Origin of the sequence: Frankia sp. CeD (assembly GCF_000732115.1) — a bacterium.
GTDB classification, from domain to species: domain Bacteria; phylum Actinomycetota; class Actinomycetes; order Frankiales; family Frankiaceae; genus Frankia; species Frankia casuarinae.
The window spans coordinates 1-25,437 of the sequence record NZ_JPGU01000036.1 but is presented as its reverse complement, the minus strand read 5'-3'; the positions used below and the strand labels follow the sequence as shown (position 1 = coordinate 25,437).

26 protein-coding genes and 1 pseudogene are annotated in these 25,437 nt (G+C 70.9%); 19 read left to right on the top strand and 8 right to left on the bottom strand.

Features of this window, described 5'->3' with window-relative positions; genetic code table 11:
• Positions 1-2: 2 nt before the first annotated feature.
• From CED_RS16520 to CED_RS16495, 6 genes are all read left to right on the top strand, one after another.
• Positions 3-593, top strand: coding sequence for a F0F1 ATP synthase subunit B (locus CED_RS16520; protein WP_011438087.1), 591 nt, complete (start codon positions 3-5; stop codon positions 591-593).
• Between the two features lie 2 nt (positions 594-595).
• Positions 596-1,426, top strand: coding sequence for a F0F1 ATP synthase subunit delta (locus CED_RS16515; RefSeq protein WP_011438086.1), 831 nt, complete (start codon positions 596-598; stop codon positions 1,424-1,426).
• Positions 1,427-1,542: 116 nt separating this feature from the next.
• A complete protein-coding gene (gene atpA, locus CED_RS16510; protein ID WP_011438085.1) occupies positions 1,543-3,201 on the top strand; it encodes a F0F1 ATP synthase subunit alpha in 1,659 nt (552 codons plus the stop codon).
• A 3-nt stretch (positions 3,202-3,204) separates the two neighbouring features.
• On the top strand, positions 3,205-4,101 hold the full coding sequence (locus CED_RS16505; RefSeq protein WP_035912068.1) for a F0F1 ATP synthase subunit gamma: 897 nt from the start codon (positions 3,205-3,207) through the stop codon (positions 4,099-4,101).
• A gap of 194 nt (positions 4,102-4,295) precedes the next feature.
• Complete coding sequence (gene atpD / locus CED_RS16500) at positions 4,296-5,735, top strand: F0F1 ATP synthase subunit beta (RefSeq protein WP_011438083.1); 1,440 nt, start codon at positions 4,296-4,298, stop codon at positions 5,733-5,735.
• Positions 5,735-5,992 (top strand): F0F1 ATP synthase subunit epsilon, encoded by a 258-nt coding sequence (locus CED_RS16495; protein WP_011438082.1) that lies wholly within the window; start codon positions 5,735-5,737, stop codon positions 5,990-5,992. The genes atpD and CED_RS16495 overlap by 1 nt, the downstream gene beginning before the upstream one ends.
• A gap of 77 nt (positions 5,993-6,069) precedes the next feature.
• Here CED_RS16495 and CED_RS16490 read toward each other — a convergent pair whose 3' ends face one another.
• From CED_RS16490 to CED_RS16475, 4 genes are all read right to left on the bottom strand, one after another.
• On the bottom strand, positions 6,070-6,207 hold the full coding sequence (locus CED_RS16490) for a hypothetical protein (RefSeq protein WP_232235120.1): 138 nt from the start codon (positions 6,205-6,207) through the stop codon (positions 6,070-6,072).
• On the bottom strand, positions 6,171-6,455 hold the full coding sequence (locus CED_RS16485) for a hypothetical protein (RefSeq protein WP_235187116.1): 285 nt from the start codon (positions 6,453-6,455) through the stop codon (positions 6,171-6,173). The genes CED_RS16490 and CED_RS16485 overlap by 37 nt, the downstream gene beginning before the upstream one ends.
• A gap of 76 nt (positions 6,456-6,531) precedes the next feature.
• The gene (locus CED_RS16480; protein ID WP_035912064.1) at positions 6,532-7,104 is read right to left on the bottom strand and encodes a cob(I)yrinic acid a,c-diamide adenosyltransferase; all 573 of its coding nucleotides are present in this window, start codon (positions 7,102-7,104) and stop codon (positions 6,532-6,534) included.
• A gap of 41 nt (positions 7,105-7,145) precedes the next feature.
• A complete protein-coding gene (locus tag CED_RS16475; RefSeq protein WP_011438079.1) occupies positions 7,146-7,970 on the bottom strand; it encodes a protein phosphatase 2C domain-containing protein in 825 nt (274 codons plus the stop codon).
• A 478-nt stretch (positions 7,971-8,448) separates the two neighbouring features.
• Between CED_RS16475 and murA the strand changes: the two are divergent.
• Positions 8,449-9,723: pseudogene (gene murA, locus CED_RS16465) on the top strand (UDP-N-acetylglucosamine 1-carboxyvinyltransferase).
• Between the two features lie 60 nt (positions 9,724-9,783).
• Here the strand turns inward: murA and CED_RS16460 are convergent.
• The gene (locus CED_RS16460) at positions 9,784-10,170 is read right to left on the bottom strand and encodes a hypothetical protein (protein ID WP_035732847.1); all 387 of its coding nucleotides are present in this window, start codon (positions 10,168-10,170) and stop codon (positions 9,784-9,786) included.
• A gap of 316 nt (positions 10,171-10,486) precedes the next feature.
• Between CED_RS16460 and CED_RS16455 the strand changes: the two genes are divergently transcribed.
• From CED_RS16455 to CED_RS16430, 6 genes are all read left to right on the top strand, one after another.
• On the top strand, positions 10,487-10,852 hold the full coding sequence (locus tag CED_RS16455) for an STAS domain-containing protein (RefSeq protein WP_011438074.1): 366 nt from the start codon (positions 10,487-10,489) through the stop codon (positions 10,850-10,852).
• Positions 10,853-11,101: 249 nt separating this feature from the next.
• On the top strand, positions 11,102-11,728 hold the full coding sequence (locus CED_RS16450; protein ID WP_235187114.1) for a hypothetical protein: 627 nt from the start codon (positions 11,102-11,104) through the stop codon (positions 11,726-11,728).
• A gap of 68 nt (positions 11,729-11,796) precedes the next feature.
• Positions 11,797-12,345, top strand: coding sequence for an HD domain-containing protein (locus tag CED_RS16445; RefSeq protein ID WP_011438072.1), 549 nt, complete (start codon positions 11,797-11,799; stop codon positions 12,343-12,345).
• A 75-nt stretch (positions 12,346-12,420) separates the two neighbouring features.
• The gene (nucS, locus tag CED_RS16440; protein ID WP_035912054.1) at positions 12,421-13,083 is read left to right on the top strand and encodes an endonuclease NucS; all 663 of its coding nucleotides are present in this window, start codon (positions 12,421-12,423) and stop codon (positions 13,081-13,083) included.
• Between the two features lie 212 nt (positions 13,084-13,295).
• On the top strand, positions 13,296-15,170 hold the full coding sequence (locus tag CED_RS16435; RefSeq protein WP_011438070.1) for a 3-hydroxyacyl-CoA dehydrogenase family protein: 1,875 nt from the start codon (positions 13,296-13,298) through the stop codon (positions 15,168-15,170).
• Positions 15,171-15,274: 104 nt separating this feature from the next.
• On the top strand, positions 15,275-15,910 hold the full coding sequence (locus tag CED_RS16430; protein WP_011438069.1) for a YkvA family protein: 636 nt from the start codon (positions 15,275-15,277) through the stop codon (positions 15,908-15,910).
• A gap of 327 nt (positions 15,911-16,237) precedes the next feature.
• Here the strand turns inward: CED_RS16430 and CED_RS16425 are convergent, their stop codons facing one another.
• Together CED_RS16425 and ccrA are read right to left on the bottom strand one after the other, a co-directional pair.
• Complete coding sequence (locus tag CED_RS16425) at positions 16,238-16,954, bottom strand: sugar-binding protein (protein WP_011438067.1); 717 nt, start codon at positions 16,952-16,954, stop codon at positions 16,238-16,240.
• 72 nt (positions 16,955-17,026) lie between these two features.
• Positions 17,027-18,376, bottom strand: a complete 1,350-nt coding sequence (gene ccrA / locus CED_RS16420; RefSeq protein WP_035912094.1) for a crotonyl-CoA carboxylase/reductase — start codon at positions 18,374-18,376, stop codon at positions 17,027-17,029.
• A gap of 172 nt (positions 18,377-18,548) precedes the next feature.
• On the opposite strand from ccrA, the gene CED_RS16415 reads away from it, so the two are divergent.
• The 4 genes from CED_RS16415 to CED_RS16400 all read left to right on the top strand — a co-directional run bounded on the left by CED_RS16415 (position 18,549) and on the right by CED_RS16400 (position 22,081).
• Positions 18,549-19,106 carry a SigE family RNA polymerase sigma factor gene (locus CED_RS16415; RefSeq protein WP_011438065.1) on the top strand — a complete coding sequence of 186 codons (558 nt, stop codon included), beginning with the start codon at positions 18,549-18,551 and terminating at the stop codon, positions 19,104-19,106.
• Positions 19,103-20,095, top strand: a complete 993-nt coding sequence (locus CED_RS24395) for a VCBS repeat-containing protein (RefSeq protein ID WP_011438064.1) — start codon at positions 19,103-19,105, stop codon at positions 20,093-20,095. Before CED_RS16415 ends, CED_RS24395 begins: the two co-directional genes overlap by 4 nt.
• Positions 20,096-20,339: 244 nt before the next feature.
• Entirely contained in the window at positions 20,340-21,524 is a 1,185-nt protein-coding gene (locus CED_RS16405; RefSeq protein WP_011438063.1) for an acetyl-CoA C-acetyltransferase, read from the top strand.
• Between the two features lie 26 nt (positions 21,525-21,550).
• Positions 21,551-22,081 carry a cupin domain-containing protein gene (locus CED_RS16400; protein ID WP_051868872.1) on the top strand — a complete coding sequence of 177 codons (531 nt, stop codon included), beginning with the start codon at positions 21,551-21,553 and terminating at the stop codon, positions 22,079-22,081.
• Here CED_RS16400 and CED_RS16395 read toward each other — a convergent pair.
• Positions 22,031-23,563, bottom strand: coding sequence for a HAMP domain-containing sensor histidine kinase (locus CED_RS16395; RefSeq protein ID WP_011438061.1), 1,533 nt, complete (start codon positions 23,561-23,563; stop codon positions 22,031-22,033). The two genes, CED_RS16400 and CED_RS16395, sit on opposite strands and share 51 nt — an antisense overlap.
• A 227-nt stretch (positions 23,564-23,790) precedes the next feature.
• Between CED_RS16395 and CED_RS16390 the strand changes: the two genes are divergently transcribed.
• Both CED_RS16390 and CED_RS16385 read left to right on the top strand, forming a co-directional pair.
• Entirely contained in the window at positions 23,791-24,114 is a 324-nt protein-coding gene (locus CED_RS16390; protein ID WP_011438060.1) for an MTH1187 family thiamine-binding protein, read from the top strand.
• Positions 24,115-24,262: 148 nt separating this feature from the next.
• Positions 24,263-25,252, top strand: a complete 990-nt coding sequence (locus tag CED_RS16385) for a tetratricopeptide repeat protein (RefSeq protein WP_051868870.1) — start codon at positions 24,263-24,265, stop codon at positions 25,250-25,252.
• The last annotated feature ends 185 nt before the right edge of the window (positions 25,253-25,437 follow it).

The window sequence follows — 25,437 nt, the reverse complement described above, 5'->3', positions numbered from 1 at the left end:
TCATGAGCGCGACATCCATCCTTATCGCCGCCGCCGAGAGCGGGCACTCCGACGAGAACGTTCTGATCCCGCCGCTGAGTGAACTGCTCATCGGAACGTTGTCGTTCGCCTTGCTCGTGGCCTTCTTCTTCTGGAAGATCAGGCCGCAGATCGCCAGGACCTACGCGCAGCGCACCGAGCGGATCGAGGGCGGGCTCGCCCGCGCCGAGGCGGCGCAACGCGAGGCGCAGGCCCTGCTGGAGCAGTACCGCGCCCAGCTGGCCGAGGCTCGGACCGAGGCCGCGCGCATCCGCGAGGAGGCGCACAGCGAGGGCCGGCAGATCACCGAGGAACTCCGCGCCGCGGCGCAGCGCGAGATCGCCGAGATCAAGGCCCGGGCGGACGCCCAGCTCGCGGCCGACCGGGCGCAGATCGTCGCCCAGGTCCGCCGGGAGGTCGGTGAGATCGCGGTCGATCTGGCCTCGAAGATCGTCGGATTCCAGCTGGAGAGCAGCGCCACGCAGAACCGGCTGATCGACGACTTCATCGCAGCGCTTGACAACTCGGCCGAGGGCGTCGGTACCGTGGCCGCACCGGTCAGGCCGGGAGGCTGACGGTGGAGGGAGCCAGCAGGCACGGCTTGGCGGCCGCGCGGGCGACGCTCGACGAGGCAACCGCGACGGCACCGGGCGCGCCCCGCCCGGTGGACGCCGGGCGGATCGCCGAGGACCTCCGGGCCGTCGCCGAGCTCCTCGCCCGGGAGCCGGCCGTGCGCCGCGCCCTCACCGACCCGGGGGCACCCGTGGCCGCGCGCACGGAGCTGGTCACCCGGCTGTTCGGAACTCAGCTCGCCCCGGCGAGCCTGCGGATCGTGCACACGGCGGTCGGGGCGCGCTGGTCGCGGCCGTTCGATCTGCAGTACGCGCTGCTCGAACTGAGCGTCGAGGCGCTGCTCGTCGAGGCGGAGCGGGACGGGGCGCTGGAGGAGGTCGAGGACGAGCTGTTCCGGTTCGGCCGGATCCTCGACCAGAACGCTCCGCTCGCGCTCGCGCTGACCGACCCGGCCGCGCCGGCGGCAGTCAAGGACAGGCTGCTCACCCGGCTGCTCGCCGGCCGGGCGCACCCGGTCACCGTGCGCCTGGTCCAGCAGGCGGCGGCCGACCGGATCCACGGCGACGTCGAGCGCCGGCTGGCCGAGTTCAGCCGGATCGCCGCGGCCCGCCGGGGTCGGGTGGTGGCGATCGTCCGTACGGCGGTTCCGCTGAGTAGCGAAGTCGTCGCCCGTCTGGGTGCGGCGATCAGCCGGTACTTTGGCCGCCAGATCCAGCTGCAGGTCGATCTCGACCCCGACATCCTGGGTGGTGTCGTGGTCCAGGTCGGCGGCGAGGTGGTGGACGGCAGCGTGCTGCGCCGGTTCGTCGCCGCCCGCCGGGCCCTGCTCCGATAGGCGGCGACCGTGACCACGATGATCGTGACGGTCCCCGTCGCCGCGACCACCGCGGACCCGCATCCCGACCCGGGGCGACCTGCCCTGCCCGCAATGAAGGACGAAGGACGTAAGCGATGACTGAGCTCTCCATCCGGCCGGAGGAGATCCGCGACGCCCTGCGGGAGTACGTCGACTCTTTCCAGGCCACCTCAGCCGGCCGTGAGGAGGTCGGCCGGGTCGTCGTCACCGGTGACGGCATCGCCCGGGTCGAGGGTCTCCCGCACACGATGACCAACGAGCTGCTGGAGTTCCACGGCGGTGTGCTGGGTCTCGCGCTGAACCTCGAGGTCGGCGAGATCGGAACCGTCATCCTGGGTGAATCCGAGAACATCGAGGAGGGGCAGGAGGTCCGCCGCACCGGCCAGATCCTCTCCGCTCCCGTCGGTGACGGCTTCCTCGGCCGGGTCGTCGACCCGCTCGGGCGGCCGATCGACGGCCTCGGGGAGATCGTGGCCGAGGGATCCCGGGAGCTGGAGCTGCAGGCGCCGACGGTCGTCCAGCGCCAGCCGGTGAAGGAACCCCTGCAGACCGGTATCAAGGCGATCGACGCGATGACGGCCATCGGCCGTGGTCAGCGCCAGCTGATCATCGGCGACCGGCAGACCGGCAAGACGACGGTGGCCATCGACGCGATCATCAACCAGCGGGACAACTGGACCTCTGGTGATCCGTCGAAGCAGGTCAAGTGCGTCTACGTGGCGATCGGCCAGAAGAAGTCGACAATCCGCGAGGTGGTGAACTCTCTGGAGGAGGCCGGCGCGCTGGCCTACACCACGATCGTGGCGGCGCCGGCTGACGAGCCGGCGGGCTTCAAGTACATCGCGCCCTACACCGGCTCGGCGATCGCCCAGCACTGGATGTACAACGGCCAGCACGCGCTGATCGTCTTTGACGACCTGACCAAGCAGGCCGAGGCCTACCGCGCGATCTCGCTGCTGCTGCGCCGTCCGCCGGGCCGCGAGGCCTACCCGGGTGACGTCTTCTACCTGCACTCCCGCCTGCTGGAGCGCTGCGCCAAGCTCTCCGACGAGCTCGGCGGCGGCTCGCTGACCGGACTGCCGATCATCGAGACGAAGGCCAACGACATCTCGGCCTACATCCCGACGAACGTCATCTCGATCACCGACGGGCAGGTCTTCCTGGAGTCCGACCTGTTCAACCAGGGTGTCCGCCCGGCCATCAACGTCGGCACCTCGGTGTCCCGGGTCGGCGGTAGCGCGCAGGTTAAGGCGATGAAGTCGGTCGCCGGCCGCCTGCGGCTGGACCTCGCCCAGTACCGCGAGCTCGAGGCGTTCTCGGCCTTCGGTTCCGACCTGGACAAGGCCTCGCGGGACCAGCTCGCGCGCGGCGCCCGCCTGGTCGAGCTGCTCAAGCAGCCGCAGGGCCAGCCCTTCCCGGTCGAGCGCCAGGTCGTGTCGATCTGGGCCGGAACCACCGGCAAGCTCGACGATGTGCCCGTGGCGGACATCCGTCGCTTCGAGTCGGAGTTCCTGGACTTCGTCGGCCGGTCTTACCCGGGGGTGTACGACGCGATCGTGACCACCGGCAAGCTCAGCGACGACACGATCGCCATGCTGGAGTCGGCCGTCGCGGAGTTCAAGAAGCAGTTCACGCTGTCCGACGGCAAGCCGTTGGTCAACGAGCCGGCGCCGAGCCCGCTCGACCCGGGGCTGGTGCGGCAGGAGTCGATCCCGGTGCACCGGCCCGCGGCGCGCAAAGACGACGAGGGCTGATCCATGGCGGGCCAGCTTCGTGAGTACCGGCGGCGCATCCGGTCGGTGCAGTCGACGAAGAAGATCACCCGAGCGATGGAGCTGATCGCGGCTTCCCGCATCGCCAAGGCGCGGGCGCGGGTCGCCGCGGCCCGCCCCTATGCCGAGGAGATCACCCGGGTGATCGAGGCGGTCGCGGCGCAGACCACGATCGACCATCCGCTCACCACCGAGCGGCCCGGGGCGGCCCGGGCCGCGGTCGTGGTGATCACCAGCGACCGGGGGTTGGCCGGCGGGTACAGCTCGAACGCGCTGCGGCGCACCGGGGAGCTCATCGAGCTGCTGCATTCGGAGGGCAAGGAGACCGACCTGCACGTCGTGGGCCGCAAGGGAACGGGCTACTACCGCTTCCGGGGACGTGCGATGAGCGGCGAGTACACCGGTTTCTCCGAACAGCCGTCGTACGCGGACGCCAAGTCGGTCGCGGACGCGCTCATCGCGGCCTTCATCGCCACGAGCGAGAACGGCGGGGNGGNCGAGATCCACGTGGTCCACACGGAGTACGTCAGCGCCATCACCCAGACGCCGGTCGCCCGCCGGTTGCTGCCGATGGTGCTCACCGAGACCGACGAACCGCCGCGTGGCGGTCCGCTGCCCCAGTATGAGTTCGAGCCCTCCGCCGAGGGGGTGCTCGACGCGTTGCTGCCGCGCTACGTGGAAAGCCGGCTCTATGCGGCGCTGCTCGAGTCGGCGGCGTCGGAGTCGGCGGCGCGACAGCGGGCCATGAAGTCGGCTACGGACAACGCCGAGGACCTCATCAAGAGATACACCCGGCAGGCCAACCGGGCCCGACAGGACGCCATTACTCAGGAGATCTCCGAGATCGTCGGTGGCGCCAACGCTCTGGCTTCGGGAACCTGATATGGGTGGGCGGCGGTTCACACTCGTGTGGCCGGACTCGTGTGACCGGAACCGATGAGGACAGCGACGACAACAGAACGTGAAGGACGACGCCGAAGGCGGAGCGCGCGCGACGCGGGCCGTTCCGTCCCAGGTGCCAGCGAACGCGAGCCCGAGGCTGCGGCGGCGGGCATTGATCGGAAACTGAGGACGCCATGACCGTCACCACCAGCTCGCCGGCCACGGCACCGGGCCGGACCCCGGGGATCGGCCGGGTCGCCCGAGTCATCGGACCGGTTGTCGACGTGGAGTTCGCTCCCGACGAACTCCCCGAGATCTACCAGGCACTGCAGGTCGACCGGACCATCGGCGACGAGACGCTGACGCTGACGCTCGAGGTCGCCCAGCACATCGGTGACAACACCGTGCGGGCCATCTCCATGCAGCAGACCGACGGTCTCGTCCGGGGCGCGCCCGTCCACGACACCGGCGCGCCGATCTCGGTCCCGGTCGGCGACGCCACCAAGGGCCACGTGTTCAACGTGCTTGGCACGCCGCTCGACGTGAAGCAGATCGAGGCCGAGACGTACTGGCCGATCCACCGGTCGGCGCCGGCGTTCGACCAGCTCGAGTCGAAGACCGAGATGTTCACCACCGGCATCAAGGTCATCGACCTGCTCGCGCCGTACGTGCGCGGCGGGAAGATCGGCCTGTTCGGCGGTGCCGGCGTCGGCAAGACCGTCATCATCCAGGAGATGATCCGCCGGGTCGCCAAGGAGTTCGGTGGCGTCTCGGTGTTCGCCGGGGTCGGCGAGCGTACCCGTGAGGGCAACGACCTGTTCCTGGAGATGACCGAGGCCGGCGTCATCGAGGACACCGCGCTGGTGTTCGGCCAGATGGACGAGCCGCCGGGTACCCGGCTGCGGGTCGCGCTCGGCGCGCTCACGATGGCCGAGTACTTCCGGGACGTCCAGAAGCAGGACGTGCTGCTGTTCATCGACAACATCTTCCGGTTCACCCAGGCCGGATCCGAGGTCTCCACGCTGCTCGGCCGGATGCCCAGCGCCGTCGGCTACCAGCCGACGCTGGCCGACGAGATGGGTGTGCTCCAGGAGCGCATCACCTCGACCCGGGGCCACTCGATCACCTCGCTGCAGGCCATCTACGTGCCCGCGGACGACCTGACCGACCCGGCGCCGGCGACGACGTTCACCCACCTCGACGCCACCACCGTGCTCGACCGGGCCATCTCCGACCTGGGTATCTACCCGGCGGTGAGCCCGCTCGACTCCAACTCCCGGATCCTGGACGCGCGCTATCTCGGGCAGGAGCACTACGACACGGCCCGTGAGGTGCAGCGGATCCTGCAGCGCTACAAGGACCTGCAGGACATCATCGCCATCCTCGGTATCGATGAGCTCTCCGAAGAGGACAAGATTCTCGTCAACCGGGCGCGGCGGATCCAGCGGTTCCTGTCGCAGCCGTTCTTCGTGGCCGAGCAGTTCACCGGCATCCCCGGCAAGTTCGTCCCGCTCGACGAGACGATCGACTCGTTCAAGCGGCTCACCCAGGGCGACTTCGACCACCTGCCGGAGCAGGCGTTCTTCATGTGCGGTGGCATCGAGGACGCGGAGAAGAACGCGGAGAACCTGTAATGCCGATCCGGGTGGCGATTGTCTCGCCCGAGCAGGAGGTGTGGTCCGGCGACGCCGACATGGTCGTCGCCCGGACCACCGACGGTGATCTCGGCGTGCTGCCCGGCCATGTGCCGCTGCTGGGTCTGCTGGCGCCGGGCGGAACGGTCCGGGTCAAGACCGGTGGCCGGGAGATCTCGGCCTCGGTGGACGGCGGCTTCATCTCGGTGACACACCAGGGTGTCAGCATCCTCGCCGAGACCGCGAAGCTGACCTGAGTTTCCCGCGGCCAAGGGCGCGTTCTCCGCATCGGGGGACGCGTCTTTCGCGTCACGTCACAGGTCGCGACAGGGCCCTACAGGCCCATCAGAAACTGCAGGGCCTCGGTCATCCGCAGCAGATGATCGGGACCCACGACGCCGAGCCGGCGACCAAAGCGCTGCTGGGACACCGATTTCACGTCCTCGACCTTCGCGTAGCTTGTCTCGCGCAGACCGGTGCCGCCGGGCGCGAGCTCGACGTGGGAGGGCAGCCCGCAGCGCCCCCCGCCTCGGCGGAGCGCTCGGCACCGAGCTCGTCCCAGGCGAGCGAGTCGGTCGCGAGGCGGTCGTACCCCTCCTCGAAGCCGCGCCAGAACAGCTCGCGCTCGTAGGCCTCGCCGGCCTGGCCGATGATCGTCTGCATCTGCTGGCCGGTGGTCGCGGCCATGGCCGCGACCCGTTGCCGCGTCCTGTACCTCACGCGCACCGTGGTACTCGTGATCGTCAGTCATCAATTCGGTTGACTGGCTTGGCGACCCTCGGGTATCGAGCGGGTCTCAGGCGTGCGCCCCCGGGCGCCAGAGCACGNCCCCCTCGGGGTTCGCCACCCGGGCGAGGATGAACAGCAGGTCCGACAGTCGGTTGAGATAGCGGGCCGGCAGCGGGCCGGTGCGGTCCGGCTCGGCCTCGAGGAGGGCCCAGACGGACCGTTCCGCCCGGCGGGCGACCGTGCGGGCGACATGCAGCAGCGCCGCCCCGGCAGTCCCTCCCGGAAGAATGAAGGAGGCCAGCTTCGGCAGGCCGGCGTTGAAACGGTCACACGCCTCCTNGAGCCGTTCCACGTAGGCCTCGGTGATCCGCAGGGGTGGGTAGGCCGGCGCCGGGTCGACCGGGGTGCACAGATCCGCGCCGACGTCGAAGAGGTCGTTCTGGACCTGGCCGAGCACCGCCCGCAGCTCGTCGGGAAGCCCGCCGAGGGCGAGGGCCACGCCGATCGCGGCGTTCGCCTCATCCACGTCGGCATAGGCGGCCAGCCGCGGATCGGTCTTNGCCACCCGCGACATGTCGCCNAGCGCCGTCGTACCGTCATCCCCGGTGCGGGTGTAGATCCGAGTCAGGTGCACTGCCATGGGGACCACTCTAGGCAGTCGTTGACCGCGCGGCCGGGTTGTCAGATCCGGGCGTAGAGCGCGGTCGCGTCGTCGCTCATCCCGAACCGGGGGAACCGCGAGCAGTCCGGGTCGGCCCGTTCCGCCGCCCGCAGCCGTTCCAGCAGTATGGCCTGTTCGCCGCGGGCGAGCACGTCGACAAGGGCCGCGTCGTCGGCGACCAGGCTGAAGGGACGGACGGCCCGGGCGTAGCCGTCGGACAGCGCCACCAGCTCCGTGCCGGGTTCCACCGGCATGGTGGTGACGAACGCGTGGTCGGCGGCAGCGGTGACGTCACCGAGGATCCAGGACCCGGCCGCGGTGTTGCGCTGCCGGCGGCGTTCGCGGGTCATCGTGTGTGCCCGTCCGTAGGCCTGCGCGACATCGATGCCGCGTGCCAGCTCGGCGCGGACCGGTTCGAGCAGCGCCTCTTCGACCCCATCGAACTGGGGATCGGTGAAACTGACCACCTCCCCGCCGGGATGACGGAGCAGCACCGGGCTGTCCCCGAGGAGGTACAGATCGAGTAGCGGGCCCCGTTGCCGGGCGAGGGCGATCGTGGCGGTCGGGAACCGACCCGCGGCGAGCCCCAGGCGCCGTCCCTCGGCGCGGACATGTGCGATCAGCTCCCGCACCACCTCGGGCAGGGATCTATCCCGCCAGGGGACCGTGGCGAGGAAGGCGTCGGCCGCGCCGCTCAGCCAGGCCGCCGAGGACCGGCCGCTGATCGTCGGATCGTCGTGCAGCGGCGTCGCTCCGTCGATCACCCACAGGCCATCGGCGCGGGAACCGGCGGCATCCTCATTGTGGAGCTTGTCCGACCGGCTGATGGACCGCAGCACACGCACCCGTTGGCCCCCACCGTGGTCATGAGAACTCCGTCATGAGAANCCCCGCCACCACGAGTATCGTCCCGACGACCGCCGCGACGACCCGACGCCGGGCCGGTTCGGTCCCCACGAGCAGGACGTGAAAGCCCCAGAAGACGAGCAACGTCACGCCGCCAGCGAGCGTGAGAAGGCCGGCGGCCGGTCGGGCCGGCTGCCCCGCAGCGACGTTCGCGGCGGTGGTGATGAAGGCGATCACTGCCGCGAGTAACCCCATGATCTCCAGGAATCGACGAGGTCCGTACGCGGTTTGTGCCGGCTTTCGCAATCCGGGTGGCGGACGCGGTGGCCGGACGGCTCGAGCCGTTTATCCGCACCCACGACGGGGTGTCCGTCCTTCCGTCCGACGCAGCGGAATGAGGCGACCGCGCAGGGTTGCGCCGGTCGGTCCGGCGGGTGGCGGTGAAGATCTTCAGGCCAGGACCTAGCATCGAGGTTCGTGGAGCGCTTCGTTGTGACAGGCGGTACCCGGCTGGCCGGCGAGGTCGCCGTCCCGGGCGCGAAGAACTCGGTATTGNAGCTGATGGCCGCGAGCCTGCTGGCCGCGGGCCGGACGATGCTGTCCGCCGTTCCTGACATCCTGGACGTGTCGGTGATGTCCAAGGTGCTGGCGGGGCTCGGTGCGACCGTCGAGCGGGACGCCGCCGGCGGGCNGNNNANNANNGAGGNGCCCCAGGCTCCGGGCGTCGCGGCCGATGGTGAGCTGGTGCGGCAGATCAGGGCGTCGGTGGCGGTGCTCGGTCCGCTGGTCGCCCGCCGTGGGGAGGCGCGGGTCGCCCTGCCCGGTGGGGACGCGATCGGATCGCGCGCGCTCGACATTCATGTCAACGGCCTGACCAAACTCGGTGCGCTGGTTGACGTCGAGTCCGGAGTCCTCGTCGCGCGCTGCTCCGGCAGGCTGCAGGGAGCCTCGATCTGGCTCGACTTCCCCAGCGTGGGCGCCACCGAGAACCTGTTGATGGCCGGGGTTCTCGCCAAGGGGACGACGGTGATCGACAATGCCGCCCAGGAACCCGAGATTGCCGACCTGTGCGCGATGCTGACGGCGATGGGCGGGCGTATCGACGGCGCGGGATCGTCGACACTGATCATCGACGGGGTCGACCAGCTCACCTCGGTGGAACACCGGANGGTGGCGGACCGCATCGTCGCCGGCACGTACGCCATCGGCGCCCTGATGACCGGTGGCGACGTGCTGATCCGGCACGGTCAGGCCGCCCACCTCAGCATCGTCCTAGAGAAGCTGGTGCAGGCCGGTGCCGAGGTCGACGTCCGGGACGACGGATTCCGGGTCGTCGGACGGGGACAACCCCGGTCGATCGACGTGGTGACGCTGCCGTACCCCGGCTTTCCGACTGATCTGCTGCCGCAGATCATCGCGTTGGAGTCGGTTAGCCGGGGTACCTCCCTGATCACCGAGAACATCTTCGACAGCCGGTTCGCCTTCTGCCGCGAGCTGCACAAACTCGGCGCCGACCTGCGTACGGACGGCCACCACGTCATCGTCCGGCCCACCGCGCGGCTGTCCGGCACCCGGGTGACGGCCTCCGACGTGCGGGCCGGCGCGGGTCTCGTGCTCGCCGGCCTGGTTGCGGACGGCGTCACCGAGGTAAGCGACGTCCACCACATCGACCGGGGATACGCCCGGTTTGTCGAGAACATGACGGACCTCGGCGCCGACATCCGCCGGGTCTCCGACCGCGCCGTAGCCTGATTTCACCGGCATCGGCCTGATCCCGCTGGCATCGTGACCCCGCCGGCCCGGCCGGCGGGGTCAGGTGGGCGACTGGCGCGAGCCGAGCAGGTTCACGAGGGCACGGGCGGCTCGGTTCGCGTCCGTGCCGAACACGAGCACGTGGCGGCGGTCCCGCGGCCGGGCGATGATGTTCCCGGCGGCGTCGATGCGAATCGGACCGGCCGGTGCCGTGGCCCAGGTCGAGCGGATACCCCGCGCCCACAGCGCCGCGCGGAGCCGAGTGATCTCGGCGGGGGNGTCCACGGTGGCCACCGGGACGAGCAGACCGAAGTCGTGGCCGGGGACGGAACCGGCCGGCCGCGGCCGTGCCGGAGCATGGGCCCAGCGCCCGATCGCCATCAGCAGGCCGACGGCCAACAGCGCGATCAGCGGCTCGAGGAGAAGTGCCCCGGCCGTTGCGGGCATCCCGCACCTCCGATCGTGCCGCTCTTCGACGCCACCTTGCATCGTCCCAGACATCCTCGCGACGGACCTGGATCCGGGCCTCGACACCTCCACGGAATCCGACAGAGGAAACATCGCCCGTCAACCGCTGCCACCATTGAGGTAACCGGCCCGACCTCTCTGTGGCCGAACGACGACAGTTCGATGGAGACGAGGGGGTACGTCGCGGTCCGCCCGGGGCGAGCCGCACCTGAGTGCTACCCGCGATCGGCGCGGATAGCTGGTAGCAACGGCGTCACGACAGCGGGGGCGCCGGACGGCCGGGACGGGAGATCACATGAACATCGGCGTGAACGTGTTGAGTCTGGAGTGCTCCGGGGACACGCGGGCCGGCTGCGCGCAGACGGCCCGCGTGGTTGGCCGGGTGGATGTGCGGACGGTGGGGACACTACGCAGCCTGCTGCACGCGGCGATCGACAATGGGAGCGGGCCGCTGCGCGTTGACGTCGCGGGCCTGGAGCTCGGCGATCATGCCGCGCTGGGGGTGCTGCTTGGCGGCGCTCGCCGAGCCCGTGCCGCTGGCCGCTCGATGGTGCTGGTCGATGTGCCGAGCCCGCTTGAACGCCTGCTCGTCGCGGACCGGCTGGGTGGGTTGCTGCGGTTCGAGGAGGCCGCCGACCTGGTGCACGTCGGCCACGCCTGAGCGGGTTGCCCGGGCGGCTCATCCGTTCGACCACCACCTAGGCCCGCCAGGAGGGGCTCCGTCCCGATCGGGACGGAGCCCGGAGCGGAACGAACCAGGGTGGCTGCGCACCGTCATGTCAGGCGCGCCCGTGTGCCGGGCGGACACGCGATGCGGCATGCTTGCCGGGTACCTGCTGATCGGGTACTGCTTTCGGGTGACGGGCCCGGCTCTTGGCAGGGTGTGATGCCGGACGGAGGCGTGCAGGACGTGGAGGTGCCCGCGCGGGTGAATGCCGTCGGCGATCGGAGCGCGCGATCCGCCGGGCTGGCCGGGGNGCGCGAGTACCGGTCGGTCCTGGTCCCGGTGGCGTTCGTGGTCGCGGTCCTGCTCGGCGTGGCCATCGGCTACGTGACCGCGGACCGGCAGTCCGGCACCGTGCATGCGCCTCGGACCGCCNCCTCGCCCGCCCCGGAGCTGNCCCCCGCGCTGCGGACCGCCCCGTGGGAGGGCGCCCGCCGACCGGGCACGGCCCATCAGATGCGGGTCCTCGACGAGCCTGATCCGGATGCCCTGCGGCTCGCGCTGTCGTGGACGGTCGCCGACTCGATCAAGGCGGCCGGGGGTGCTTCCACCATCTCCGCCCGGCAGGTGACGATCGTGAACGGGATGTACTTCGGCGCCGTCGAGGGCGTTGACGCGGCGCACGACGAGTACTGGGCGATCGGTCGCATCGAGGTCCAAGGGCCGGCCACGCCGCCGGTCGACCCGCACGTGTGGCGGCGGATCGGAGCCGGGCCCTGGACGATCGTCCGCAACGGCCCGCGGGCCTGTGATGTGCTTCCGAGCGCTCTGATCNCCCTGTGGAAGGTCNCCCCGCCGCCCTGCACCGGGTGACCTGCACCGCCATGGGCCCGGGGTACCCTTGACAGCCCGGGGCACCCTCGACGTCGTACGGTCGGTCTGTGCCCTCAACCAGGATTGACGACGCGCGGCCCGGTCATGGCGAGGCGGACGGTCCGCACCGCGCCGCGACGCCCACCCTGCACGACGCCGTCGCCCTGGCCACCCGGGCGCACGCCGGTCAGCTGGACAAGGTCGGTGAGGAGTACATCGGCCATCCGCTGCGCGTGATGGCGGCAGTCGCGCGCACGGCTCCCACCGCCGGGGTGGACGCCCACGCCGCCCAGCTCGCGGCGGTGTTGCACGACGTCGTCGAGGACAGCGAGACCACCCTCGCGGATCTCGTGGCCGCGGGCTATCCGGCCCCGGTCGTCGCGGCGGTCGACGCGCTGTCCCATCGGGAGGGCGAGCCGGTGCCCGACTATCTCGCCCGGGTGGCCGCCGATCCGCTTGCCGTCGTCGTGAAACGGGCCGACATACAGGACAACGCCGATCCGGCCAGGCTGAGGCGGTTGCCGCCCGAGGACGCCGCCCGGTTGTCGGCCCGGTACGTGGATCGATGCCGGATTCTGGACGACCTCGTGGCGGCTCGCGGCGGCGATGTCGGGTGATCGTCAGGCGATCGCCCGGTGCGCGGCGGTCCCACCGCCGCCGGGCGCCGGAAACGGCCGCGATAGCGTGACGTCATGCGGCTCGTCATCGCTCGCTGCAGCGTGGACTACGTCGGTCGGCTCACCGCACATCTGCCGAGCGCCGTCCGGTTGGTACTCGTCAAGGCGGACGGATCCGTCTCCATCCACGCCGACGGGCGAGCGTACAAGCCGCTCAACTGGATGAGTCCCCCGTGCGTCATCGCCGAGGCGGACGGGGTCTGGCGGGTCACCAACCGCGCGGCCGAGCAGCTCGTCATCACCCTCGAACAGGTGCTGCACGATTCCACGCACGACCTCGGCGTCGACCCGGGTCTGCGCAAGGACGGGGTGGAGGCGCATCTGCAGGTGCTGCTCGCCGACCGGCCCGACGCGATCGCGCCCGGACTCACCCTGGTGCGCCGCGAGTACGAGACCGGCATCGGGCCGGTCGACCTGCTGTGCCGCGACGCGGACGGCTCGACGGTCGCCGTCGAGATCAAACGCAGGGGTGAGATCGACGGGGTGGAGCAGCTGACCCGTTACCTTGTCCGCCTGGAGGCCGACCCGGCGTTGCCGCATCCCGTGCGCGGCATCCTCGCGGCGCAGTCCATCACCCCGCAGGCGCGGCTGCTGGCGGCGGACCGGGGGCTGGGCTGCGCCGTCGTCGACTATGACGAGCTGCAGGGCCTCGAACCGTCCATTCCGACGCTTTTCTGAAAGCGATTCCGCCGAGCCTGCCCGGTCCGCCGAACCTGCGACGGCCGCCCGTCCGGCTTCCCCGTCCGGCGGCCGGTCCGTTCCCGTAGTGCGATCATGGGCCGGCGTCTCGAGAATATGGGAGGATCGCGGCGTTCGCCGTCTGACACCGCCCGGCCCGCGACGCCCACCCGTCGCCCGGGGCCCGTGCGCCGAAGTAGAGGAGCCTGGGCATGATCGAGAGGCCCGTATCGGGAACCACATCGGGAACGGGGCCGGCCGCGAACCAGGAGAACGCGAACCAGGAGAAGAAGCCGGAGAACAGCCGGGACGAGGCGGTGAGACACCGCCGGGTCGGGGTGGTGGGGCTCGGCACCATGGGCGCGGGCATCGCCGAGGTGCTGGCGAAGGCCGGTCTGGAGGTCGTCGGCATCGCGCGTGACGCCGACGCGCTCGCCCGCAGCCGGGCCCGGGTCGAGCACTCCCTCGACCGCGCGGGCCGCCACGGCAAGCTCGACGACGCGACCAGGGAGGCCGTGCTGGCCCGCATGCGTCTCGGCACCGAGCTCGCGGCGGTCGCCGACTGCGAGCTGGTGATCGAGGCGATCGACGAACGAATGAGCGCCAAACAGGCGCTTTTCGCCCGACTCGACGAGATCTGCCCCCCGGCCACCGTCTTCCTGACGAACACCAGCTCCCTGTCGGTAACGGAACTCGCGGCGGGCACCGCCCGCCCGGAACGGGTGCTCGGCACCCACTGGTTCAATCCGGCGCCGGTGATGCGCCTGGTGGAGGTCGTACGCACGGTCGTCACCGACCCGACCGTGCTGGCCGGGGTGATCGGCCTGGTCAACGACGTGGGGAAGACCGCGGTCGTCGCGGAGGACCGGGCGGGCTTCATCGTCAACGCGCTGCTGTTCGGTTATCTCAACAACGCCGTGCGCATGCTCGAGGCCCGGTATGCGGCCCGGGAGGACATTGACGCGGCCATGCGGCTCGGGTGCGGGCATCCGATGGGCCCGCTCGCCCTGCTCGATCTGATCGGTCTGGACGCCGCCCACGAGATTCTCAACTCGATGTACCGGCAGTCCCGTGACCACCTGCACGCTCCGGCACCGCTGCTGAGCCAGCTCGTGCGCGCGGGCCTGCTCGGCCGCAAGACCGGTCGTGGTTTCTACACCTACGCGGCACCGGACTCCTCCGAGGTGGTCGACGCGGTCGATCCGCTCGCCGACCGCCTGGGGCGGGGCCGCCCGGTGCGCTCGGTCGGCGTCGTGGGGAGCGGCACGATGGCGGGTGGCATCGCGGAGGTGCTGGCCCGGTCCGGGCACGACGTCCTCCTGCGGGCCCGGAGCGAGCGCACCCTCGCCGCCACCCTCGCGAAGATCGAGTCGTCGTTGGCGGCGTCGGTGGCCAGGGGGCGGCTGTCCGACGCCGACCGGCTGGCGGCTCTGGCCCGGGTGCGCGGCACGACCGATCTGGGTGAGCTCGGCCACTGCGAGCTGCTGCTTGAGGCGGTGGTGGAGGACCTGGCGGTGAAGCGGGAGCTGTTCGCCGACCTGGACAAGATCGCGGCGCCCGGCGCCGTGCTGGCGACCACCACGTCCTCGTTGCCGGTCATCGAGTGCGCCATGGCCACCAGCCGGCCGCGGGACGTCATCGGTATGCACTGGTTCAACCCGGCCCCGGCGATGAAGCTGATCGAGGTGGTGCCCACGGTTCTCACCGGCGACGACGTGACAGCCACGGTCCTGGCGCTGTCCCGAGCGGCCGGGCGGCATCCGGTGCTCTGCGCCGACCGGGCGGGGTTCATCGTCAACGCGCTGCTGTTTCCCTATCTCAACGACGCAGTGAAGATGCTCCAGGCGCACTATGCGACGATCGAGGACGTTGACACGGCGATGACGGTCGGTTGCGGCCATCCGCTGGGCCCCTTCGCGCTCGCCGACGTCGTCGGCCTCGATGTCACGCTCGCGATCACGCGCTCGTTGTACGCGCAGTTCCGCGAGCCCGGCTACGCCCCGGCACCCCTGCTCGAACAGCTGGTCCGGGCTGGGTTCCTGGGACGCAAGACCGGCCGGGGGTTCCTCGACCACCCGCCGCGCTGAGCCCACCCGTCACGCCGAGAACAAGATCGCTTCTGTCCGCGCGGACTAGGATGTCGACGGTCGGCGGGAAATCCCGATTCGCGCGGGAGGAGGCTGGAGCGGCGATGGTCGTGCTCGACAGGGACGCCGTGCGAGCGTTCAGTCGGGAAGTCACGATGTTCCTTCCCGATCTGGTCCAGCTGCTGCGGCGGGTCGTCGCCGATCCGCGGGTCCCGCAGTCCGCGAAGGTGGAGGCCGCCGCGGCGCTCGCGTACCTCGTGTCGCCGAAGAACCGGCTGACCAACGCGATTCCGGTGGTGGGTCAGCTCGACGACGTCGCGGTCATCGCGTTCGCCTTCCGGCGGCTGGCCGTCGGAGCCGGGGAGCCGATCCTGCGTGAGCACTGGCGTGGCAGCGATCGCGGCTTCCAGCTGCTCATCGGTGCGTCGTCCGCCCTGGCGAGTCCGGCGGGGGCCGTGCGCAAGGCCAAGCTCGCCCGCTCGCTCGTGATGGCCGGCTTCGAGCGGGTCGGCGGGCGGGTGCGGTGGACGGGCGAGAGGTTCGGGGCGGGGACGGGCGGGCGCACGACGGCCTCCTCGGCCGGACCGGCGGCGGATGACCGGCCTCGGATCGTTGACGGCGAGGTGGTGGACCGGGGCGAGTGGGTCGCGGGCCCGCCGGCCGGCGATACCCCGGGTTCGGGTTCCCGCACCCGGCGGGATCGGTTCCGGGCATCGGGCAGACCCGCTCGCGGGCGGTGACGAGGAAGGCGCGCCGACGCCGGGCCCGGCCGTCGGATGCGCAGCGCGGGCACCCGGTCGGCTGGTGGATGCCGGATCCGGTCGTCGTCCTGCGGGACGGTGAGTGGGTGTGCGACCGACGAGCGGCGCGGCGACCACCAAGGTCTACCGGTGTCCCGGTTGTGATTATGAGATCACTCCGGGCGCCGCTCACGTGGTGGTCTGGCCGCCCGAGCGGATCGAGGACCGTCGACACTGGCACCGGCCGTGTTGGGAACGCCGATGCCGAGCGGCCCGGCCGCGCGTCCGTGACGGCTGACCCCACGAGACGACGGTCTCCCGTGCGGGCTAGACCCCGCGGGAGGCCGCCGACGCGGGCAACGCGTTCGGCTCGCTGCCGAGCGCCTTACGCTCCTCAGGCGGCGGTGCCTCGATGGAGGCGATCGACGCGGAGGCGGCGGTCAGCTTGTCGCGCAGCGCGCCCAGCTGGGCCGTCACCTGGTCACGCAGGGTGGCAAGCTGCGAGGTCACCTGTTCGCGTTGGCGTTCGAGGTCGGCCAGCCGACGCTTCGAGTCGTCCTCGGCCTGCGCGGCCGCGGCCCGAGCGACCTCGACGATCCGTTCGGCCTCCGCGCGGGCCGTCGAGACGATGGCCGCGGCCTGCTCGTCGGCGTCGCGCAGGGTTTTCTCCCGGGTCTGCTCGGCCTCGGTGACGATCCGGCGGGCCTCCTCGAGTTGGGCATCGGCCTCCCGGGTGCGTTCAGCCCGAACGGTGGCCGCCTCCTCCTCGGCGAGCTGGAGGATCTGGGTAACGCGGCCACCGAACTCCTCCCAGGCGGGACGGTTGGCGGCCAGATCGTCGCGTACCCGGGCCGCCTCGGTCGCAGCCTCCGACGCGGCCGCCTCCGCCGCCGCCCGGTGCGCCTCGGCCTCGCGTAGCTGCTCGACGAGCCAGTTCACGTGATGGGTGACCTGATTGGGGTCGTAGCCACGGCGCACCAGATCAAAGGCGGGGGGCCCGTCGGTCTCGCCGGCCATTGGGATGAGATCGGTGTGTTCGGTCATAGGACCTCAGCATCTCAGACGGTCAATGCGAGCGTGAGGGGAGCCGGCTGTCGACCTGGCCGATTTCCGGGTTTATACGCCGCGGAACCGGTTGATTGCGGTCAGGTGGCGGGAGCGGAGTGCCTCGTCGCGGACACCCAGCCCCTCGGCCGGGGCGAGACACAGCACGCCCACCTTCCCTTGGTGGAGGTTGCGGTGCACGTCGTAGGCGGCCTGCCCCGTTTCGGTAAGCGGGTAGACCCGGGACAGGGTCGGATGGATCATCCCGCGCATGATGAGTCGGTTGGCTTCCCAGGCCTCCCGGTAGTTGGCGAAGTGCGAGCCGACGATGCGCTTGAGATTCATCCACAGGTACCGGTTGTCGTACTCGTGCTGGAAACCGCTGGTGGAGGCGCAGGTGGCGATAGTTCCGCCGCGGCGGGTCACATAGACGGAGGCGCCGAAGGTTTCCCGGCCCGGGTGTTCGAGGACGATGTCGGGGTCGTCGCCGCCGGTGAGCTCGCGGATGCGCTTGCCGAACCGCTGCCATTCCCGGGGGTTCTGGGTGTGTTCGTCACTCCAGAACTGATAGGCCTCGGCGGCGCGGTCGATGATCAGCTCTGCGCCGAGGGAGCGGCATATGTCGGCTTTTTCCGGCGAGGAGACGATGCAGACCGGGATGGCCCCGCCGCGTAGCACGAGTTGGGTGGCGTAGGAGCCCAGGCCCCCGGACGCGCCCCAGACGAGAACGACGTCGCCCTGCTTCATGTTCGCGCCGTTGACCGAGACCAGCTGGCGGTACGCGGTCGAGTTGACCAGACCGGGTGCGGCCGCCTCCTCCCAGGTCAGGTGCGCGGGTTTCGGCATGAGCTGGTTGGTCTTGACCAGGGCGAGCTCGGCGAGTCCGCCAAAATTCGTCTCAAATCCCCAGATTCGTTGCTCGGGATCCAGCATCGTGTCGTTGTGGCCGTCGGGACGCTCAAGTTCCACGGACAGACAGTGGGCGACGACCTCGTCCCCGGGGGACCAGGCCTGTACGCCAGGCCCTGTCCGTAGCACAACTCCGGCCAGATCCGAGCCGACAACGTGGTAAGGCTGGTTGTGACGGGATGCAAGCGGAGAGGTTCGGCCGTAGCGCTCGAGGAAGTTGAAGGTGTGGATCGGCTCGAAGATCGACGTCCAGACCGTGTTGTAGTTCACGGAGGAGGCCATGACCGCGATGAGGGCTTCGCCGGGACCGAGCTCGGGGGTCGGCACGTCGTCTACGTGCAGGGAGCGGCGGGGGNCCTTNTCCCNGGNCGGCATGCCCTCGAACATCCCGATTTCGTCCCGGCGCACGACCACGGCGCGGTAGGACTCGGGGACCGGGAGGGATGCGAACTCCGCCCGCCGGGCGGGCGACGGAGGGCTCTGGGCAATGATCGCTTCGAGAATGTCCTTCACGGTCGGCCTCCGTAGGACGCTGGTGCTGGTGGCGGATAGACGGCAGATGTTACCCATAGGTGGGAGGCGGGGTCGCGGGATGTGGAGGCTGTCTGTTTCGTGCGCGNCGCGATAGAACTTTTGGGACAACTTCGAGTGCTCGGTACGCGTCCAACTGGGTGTGATCGCGCCCATGACTGTCGTGGAAGGGTGGCGGCCCGTGCCTGCACGGAGCGACGCCGCCCGTAGCGATGTCGCGCGGGACGCCGATGCCGCCCTGACCGCGTTGTATTCCGAACACTATCGGTCATTGGTTCGTCTTGCAGCGTTACTACTTGACGATCTCGGCCTCTGCGAGGAGGTTGTGCAGGACGCCTACATCCGCGTCCACGCGGCCTGGGGGCGGCTCCAGGACCGGGACAAGGCCTTGGCCTACCTCAGGCAGACCGTCGTCAACCTCGCACGTTCGACACTGCGTCGTCGACTCGTCGCTCTCAAACACGCTCCCAAGCCGATGCCCGACGCCGCGAGCGCCGAGGAGGGCGCCTACTCCCTCGTCGAACGGGCGGCGGTCATCCAGGCGCTGCGCGAGCTGCCCCGCCGGCAGCGGGAGGCGGTGGTGCTGCGGTACTACGCCGACATGTCCGAGGCGGACGCCGCGGCGGTGATGGGCTGCAGTGTCGGTTCCGTCAAGGCGTACACCTCCCGGGGGCTGTCGGCGTTGAGCGGCAAGCTGGAGGGCCTGCGGTGAGTGGTCTGGAACCGGAGGAGCTCGCCCGCCTGCTCACCGAGGCGGTGGAGCCCATCCGGCCCTCGCCGGACGCTTACCGGCAGATCCGTGCCGGGATCGACCGTCGGCGCCGGTGGCGTCTGCCGCTGATGACGGCGGGCGGGATGGTCATGGCCGCGCTCATCGGGCTCGCCGTGGTGGCGCTGCGGCCCCCTCCGTCGAGCAACGAGCTCGTCGAGCCAGCCGTCCCGCCGCTCGTGACCGCACCCGTGACGGGGCCGAGCCGGACACCCGTCGCGCCCTCGACCGGCGGCACCGGCCGTTCTGCCAGGGCCGGCGGTGGGTCCGGAGGGGGAGCGGCGACCTGGTCGGCGACTACCCCGCCGACCGCCCTCCCGAGCACCAGCGTGTCCTCCCCGCCCGTCACGGCCGGTTCGTCAGCCAGTCCGACGACGGTGACCCAGGACAGCCCTCAGCTGCCGACGGCCGTCGTGAAGCCGGCGGTGGCGGGCGACGTCGACGGCGACGGCCGTTCCGACCAGGTGCGGGCGACCGGGAGCAAACTCGAGGTCGTGTTCTCCCGGGACGGAACTGTCGGGCAGGTCGACCTGGGCGCGATCGTGGTGCCCCTGCACTACACGGTCGTCGACATCGACGCCAACGGGTTCGGCGAGATCCTGGTGCAGACCACGTCGAGGAGCGGGATGGACAACTACGCGCTGGTGCGCTACGCCAGTCTCGACACGCTGGCCTCCGTCTCCCTGCCGGCTCAGCTCACCCTCGCCGCCGGAGTTCAGGGCAACGTCGGCGCCGGGTTCCGCTGCATGGACCGGGCCCTGCGGATCAACAGCGGGACCTCGACCGACGGNTCGCTGTTCACCGTGGCCACGACCATCCTGGCGCTGACCCCGGAGGGCCTGGCCGCCCAAGACAGCCGGTCCGACCAGGTACGCCTGCCGGCGGACCCGGCCACCTCGCCGTTCGTGGCAGCCTGCGGCCAGCTGTCCTGACGGTCCCTGTCAGGACGGTCCGCTTCTCCTGGCCGTCCCGCCGGTCCGGCTGGGTGCGCTTGTCCCTGAGAGGCCAGAATCGCGGCCGGGAATCTCAGACGTGACCAGGCTATTATATCAGCAACGGCCGTTCTCGAGGCCGTCGCCACGAGACGACGTCACCGCATGCCGCATGCCGCATGCCGCATGCCGTGTGCCGGCGCCGTCCCGGTCCGAAGATCTTCCTGGAGATGAGGAGGCATCCATGCCTGGTTCCGTGATCGTGGCCGGAGTGCGGACACCGTTCGGGAAACTGTCGGGCGGGCTGAAGAGCTTCACCGCGACGGATCTCGGTGGCATCGCGATCTCGGGTGCCCTCGCGCGGGCCGGCCTGTCCGGCGACGCGGTCGATTATGTGATCATGGGGCATGTGATCCAGGCCGGTGCGGGTCAGATCACCGCCCGGCAGGCGGCGGTCGCCGCCGGCATCCCGCTGTCGGTGCCCGCCATCACGATCAACAAGGTCTGCCTGTCCGGCCTCGACGCGATCGCCCTGGCCGACACGTACATCTCCAGCGGGGAGTTCGACCTCGTCGTCGCCGGTGGGATGGAGTCCATGACCGGCGGCCCGCACCTGCTGCGCTCGCTGCGCTCCGGGGTGAAGTACGGCCGGGCCGAGCTGCTCGACGCCACCGAGCACGACGCGCTGTTCTGCGCCTTCGACCAGATCGCGATGGGGGCGAGCACCGAGCGGTACAACGCGGGGCTTGGCATCGGCCGGGCCGAGCAGGACGAGTTCGGCGCCCAGTCGCATCAGCGGGCCGCCGCCGCCACCAAGAACGGGCTGTTCGACGACGAGATCGTCCCGGTCGCGGTGCCGCAGCGCCGCGGCGAGCCGCTGGTCGTCAACCAGGACGAGAGCGTGCGTCCCGACACCACCGTCGAGGTGCTCGCGAAGCTGCGGCCGGCCTTCGACGGCAACGGCACGATCACCGCGGGTTCGTCGTCGCCGATCTCCGACGGCGCCGCCGCCGTCATCGTGGCGAGCCGGGCGAAGGCCGAACAGCTCGGCCTGCCGATCCTCGCGGAGGTCGGTCACCACGGCTTCGTGGCCGGTCCGGACACCTCCCTGCAGTCCCAGCCCTCGCGCGCCATCCTCGCGGCGCTGGCCAAGGAGCGGCTCACCCCGGCCGATCTCGACCTCGTCGAGATCAACGAGGCCTTCGCCGCGGTCGCGATCCAGTCCATGCGCGACCTCGGGATCGGCCCGGAGATCACCAACGTCAACGGCGGCGCGATCGCGATCGGTCACCCCGTCGGAGCCTCCGGTGCCCGGATCGCCCTGACCCTGGCCAACGAGCTGAAGCGCCGCGGCGGCGGGATCGGGGCCGCCGGTCTCTGCGGCGGCGGCGGCCAGGGAGACGCCTTGGTGCTGCGCGTTCCGGCGTGACGGCAGGCCTCGGGGAGGCTCCCGCGATGACCCGCATCGACGACCCCGCGACGCTGGCCGACGACCTGGTGCGGGAGCTTGGTCTCGAAGAACANCCCGAGGGCGGCTGGTACCGCCGGACCTGGGCCAGTCCCGACCAGATCGACGCACATGGCGGCAGGCGCCCCGTCATGACGTNCATCCTGTTCCTGCTGCGTCCGGGAGAGGTGTCCGGCTGGCATCGGGTGGCCTCGGCCGAGATCTGGCTCTGGCAGGGCGGCGGGGCCCTCGATCTCACTCTCGGCGGGCCGGGCCGGGCGCCGGTCGCCGCCGACCGGCGGATCCTCGGGCCCGATCTGGCCGCGGGCCAAGCGCCGCAGCTCGTCGTGCCGGCCGGCGAATGGCAGACCGCGGTCCCGCGCGATGGACAGCACGTCCTGGTCGGCTGCGTGGTGGCGCCTGGCTTCGACTTTCTGGACTTCGAGCTCTTCCCCGCATCAGGCGCCGTTCGGGGCGGCCCGGTCAGGTCAGCTCGGGGCGGTCATCGCGGTGGTGAGCGCGGCTGCCGCGGCGACTAGGGCGCCGGGATCCAGCGGGATCTTCAGGACGTCCACGGCGCCGGCTCGGCGCAGGTACGCCCGCTCGCGGGGGTCGGTGTCCTCGCTGAGGACCAGGGCCGGGATGACGCCGGCGGTCGGGTCCGCCGCGAGCTGGGCGAGCAGCTCGGCCGCGGTCGTGTCGGGCAGGTCCCGGTCGAGCAGGATGAACGCCGGCCGGGCCCCCCGCACCGCGTCGAGGGCGAGACCGGCGCGGGGAACGGTCACGGTGTCCGCAGCCAGGAAATCGGTGAGGGTCTCGGCGACCAGGGAACGCAGGGCGGGATCGCCACTGACGTGCACGACCCGCAGGCCGCCGGGTGTGGGAGGACGGCCGAGGGTGACCGTGCCGGACTCGCCGGAGCGACCTGGGAGGCCACCGTAACTGCCCACGAACCCGCTGTCATCATCGAGATCCTCGAAACGCAGGTCGACCGCGTCGAGCACGACGGCGAACACGCTTCCCACGCCGTACCGGCTGGCGACGGTAAGCACCCCGCCCATCGCCGTGACCAGGGCGTGGGACAGCGCGAGGCCCAGCCCGCTGCCCTCGATTCCGCTGCGCTCGGCGCCGAGGCGCTCGAAGGGCCGGAACAGTCGGTCGATCGCCCGGGGGGAGAGCCCCGCGCCGTCGTCCTCGACCTCGATACGGATCCGCGAGCCGGTGATGGGCACGATGCCGACGCGCACGCTGCCGCCCTCCCGGCCGTACTTCAGCGCGTTACCGACAAGGTTGAGCAGGACCTGCCACAGGCGGCGGCGGTCCGCGTCGGCGACGAGCGGCAGCGCCGGATGGATCACCCGCCGGATGCTGCGCTGCGCCGCGAGCGGTTCGACGAGCTCCACCACGCCCTGGACGATGTCGAGGACGTTGACCGGCCCCTTGTTGATGTCCCCCCGGCCCGCGCGGAGCCTGGCCAGGTCCAGCACGTCATCGATCAACGCCTGCATGTGGCGGCCACCGGTGATGATCCGCTCGACGTCGTCGTGGAGGTCGGGGGTGAGCGGTTCGAGTTCCAGCAGCTGCGCGAAGCCCAGCATGGCGTTCAGCGGGGTCCGCAGTTCGTGGCCGAGCCGGGCGATCAGTTCGTCCTTGGCCCGTGACTCGTTCTCGGCGACCTCGCGGGCGCGCTGGTCGCTGGTGTCCCGAGCGACGACGACCAGCCCNCCCTCCGGGTCGACCCGGACCGTCACGTGATGGGGCACGGTGGCCCCGGCCAGGTCGACGAGTCCCACCGAGCCACGCCACTGCCCGGTCCGCCCCAGCGCGGCCGTCACCGCCTCACCGAGAGCGAGGCGGAACGCGGGATCGACGACGTCGACAAGATCGCGCAGATGGGGGACGCGGGGAACCCGGTCACCGAGGAAGGCGCGGGCGGCGGCACCCATGTCGGTGACACGACCATCCGTGCCGACGACCACAGCCAGGTCCGTCAGCGCGTCGAGCAAGATGCGTGACCCCACCTACGCCTCATTATCCGTCTTCTTCCACCCCACGGCGGGCAATGGTAGGGCGTACCGTCAGAGACCGTTGTTCCGGGTTTGCTCAACTGGATCGCCGGCCGGTTTTCTGGCGACGTTTCGTGACATGCAAATAGCTTACCGACGACCTCGGTNCGTCGGCGTAGCAGGGTAGTGGCCCTGCGTTGTTCGATGCGCGGTGAGCGGACTGTCGTGATAAGTCTGACCGCATGCTTGTTGCCTTCAGTGTCACGCCCATCGGTCAGGGCGAGGGGGTCGCGGATCTGGTCGCCGAGGCGGTCCGGATAGTGCGGGCCAGTGGGCTGCCCCATGAGACGACCGCCATGTTCACCACGATCGAAGGCGAGTGGGACGAGGTGATGGACGTCGTCCGCCGGGCCACCGAGGCGGTCTCGGCCCGTGCTGGCCGGGTGAGTCTGGTGCTGAAGGCCGATCTTCGCCCGGGAGTCACCGACGCTCTGCACACGAAGGTCGCCGCGATCGACCGGTTGCTGGCCGGGGGCGAGACCGGCGCGGACGCCACTGATCGTTGACCGCGGCCGGCGGGCAACGGCCCGCGGCCCGCGGCCCGCCGGCCCGGATTGGGCGTCTGTGTCCGACCCCGGGCGAGGCGGACATGAGGACCGGAAAAGTCGTCCGGTGCCGAGCCCACTGACCGCGACCAGATGCCACGATGGAGGCATGCAACGTAGGCCACCAGTCCCATCCAGATCGCCGCGCGGTGCGGGAGGCGCGGGACGTCTGCCCGAAAGCCTCGGCGGTCTGCGCCTCGCCGGCGCCGTCCCGCTCGACCCCAAGCCGGCGNCCCCGCCTCCCCCCGCCAGCAGCGCCGCCACGGCCGCGCCGGACGCCCGTCCCGGCGCGCCAGCCGGGCCCGTGGTCATCGACGTCACCGAGGCGAGCTTCGCCACCGACGTGGTCAGCCGGTCGATGCAGGTTCCCGTAGTGCTGGACTTCTGGGCCTCCTGGTGCGGCCCGTGCAAGCAGCTCAGCCCGATCCTGGAGAAGCTCGCCGCGGCGGACGGCGGCCGGTGGATCCTCGCCAAGATCGACGTCGACGCGAACCCGGGCCTCGCGCAGGCCGCCGACGTGCAGGGCATCCCCGCGGTGAAGGCGGTGATCGGCGGGCGGATCATCGGAGAGNTCACCGGCGCCGTGCCCGAACGGGAGGNGCGGAGCTGGCTCGATCAGCTGCTCTCCCTGGTCGGCGAGGCGATGGGCGCAGTCCCGGGCGCGGCAGCCGCGGGCGGCCCCGCCCGTGACCCACATGTGGCGGCGGCCGAGGCGGCGCTTGCCCGTGGCGACTTCGACACCGCGGTCGAGTCCTACCGCATCCGGCTCACCGAGGCGCCCGCGGATCCCGAGGCCCTGACCGGGCTCGCGCGGGCCGAACTGCTGCGCCGGGTGCATGGGTACGATCCGGTGGACGTCCGCAACCGGCTGGTGGCGAATCCGGACGACGTCGAGGCCGCGGTTGCCGCGGCCGACCTGGGCATCGCGCAGGGAGACGTGGCCGGGGCCCTCGCTGGTCTCGTCGAGGTCGTCCGCCGGACGGCGGGACCGGAGCGGGAAAGGGTCCGAGCGCACCTCGTCGGGCTGTTCCAGGCGTTGGGTGACGAGGAGCCCGCGGTGGCCCCGGCTCGACGCTCCCTGGCAGCCGCTCTCTTCTGAGGACGCGGCAGTCGAGTTGTGGGGAGCCAGTGCACGGTCCAGGGACCGCGGACCGTGCTCAGATCCCCACATTCACCGGCTGAAGGCGAGCTGACGGAGGCCCCGTACGGCGCCCTGGGCCAGGGGTCCCCGCACTGCGGCGAAGCCCCGATGGCTATCCCAGGAGGCTATCCCAGGAGGGTCGC

Coding starts and splice junctions, on each gene's coding strand:
- atpA (WP_011438085.1), top strand. CDS start 1,543: ATGACTGAGCTCTCCATCCGGCCGGAGGAGATCCGCGACGCCCTGCGG.
- CED_RS16495 (WP_011438082.1), top strand. CDS start 5,735: ATGCCGATCCGGGTGGCGATTGTCTCGCCCGAGCAGGAGGTGTGGTCC.
- CED_RS16435 (WP_011438070.1), top strand. CDS start 13,296: ATGATCGAGAGGCCCGTATCGGGAACCACATCGGGAACGGGGCCGGCC.
- CED_RS16455 (WP_011438074.1), top strand. CDS start 10,487: ATGAACATCGGCGTGAACGTGTTGAGTCTGGAGTGCTCCGGGGACACG.
- nucS (WP_035912054.1), top strand. CDS start 12,421: ATGCGGCTCGTCATCGCTCGCTGCAGCGTGGACTACGTCGGTCGGCTC.
- CED_RS16425 (WP_011438067.1), bottom strand. CDS start 16,954: ATGACCGAACACACCGATCTCATCCCAATGGCCGGCGAGACCGACGGG.
- CED_RS16405 (WP_011438063.1), top strand. CDS start 20,340: ATGCCTGGTTCCGTGATCGTGGCCGGAGTGCGGACACCGTTCGGGAAA.
- CED_RS16415 (WP_011438065.1), top strand. CDS start 18,549: ATGACTGTCGTGGAAGGGTGGCGGCCCGTGCCTGCACGGAGCGACGCC.
- CED_RS16520 (WP_011438087.1), top strand. CDS start 3: ATGAGCGCGACATCCATCCTTATCGCCGCCGCCGAGAGCGGGCACTCC.
- CED_RS16390 (WP_011438060.1), top strand. CDS start 23,791: ATGCTTGTTGCCTTCAGTGTCACGCCCATCGGTCAGGGCGAGGGGGTC.
- CED_RS16430 (WP_011438069.1), top strand. CDS start 15,275: ATGGTCGTGCTCGACAGGGACGCCGTGCGAGCGTTCAGTCGGGAAGTC.
- atpD (WP_011438083.1), top strand. CDS start 4,296: ATGACCGTCACCACCAGCTCGCCGGCCACGGCACCGGGCCGGACCCCG.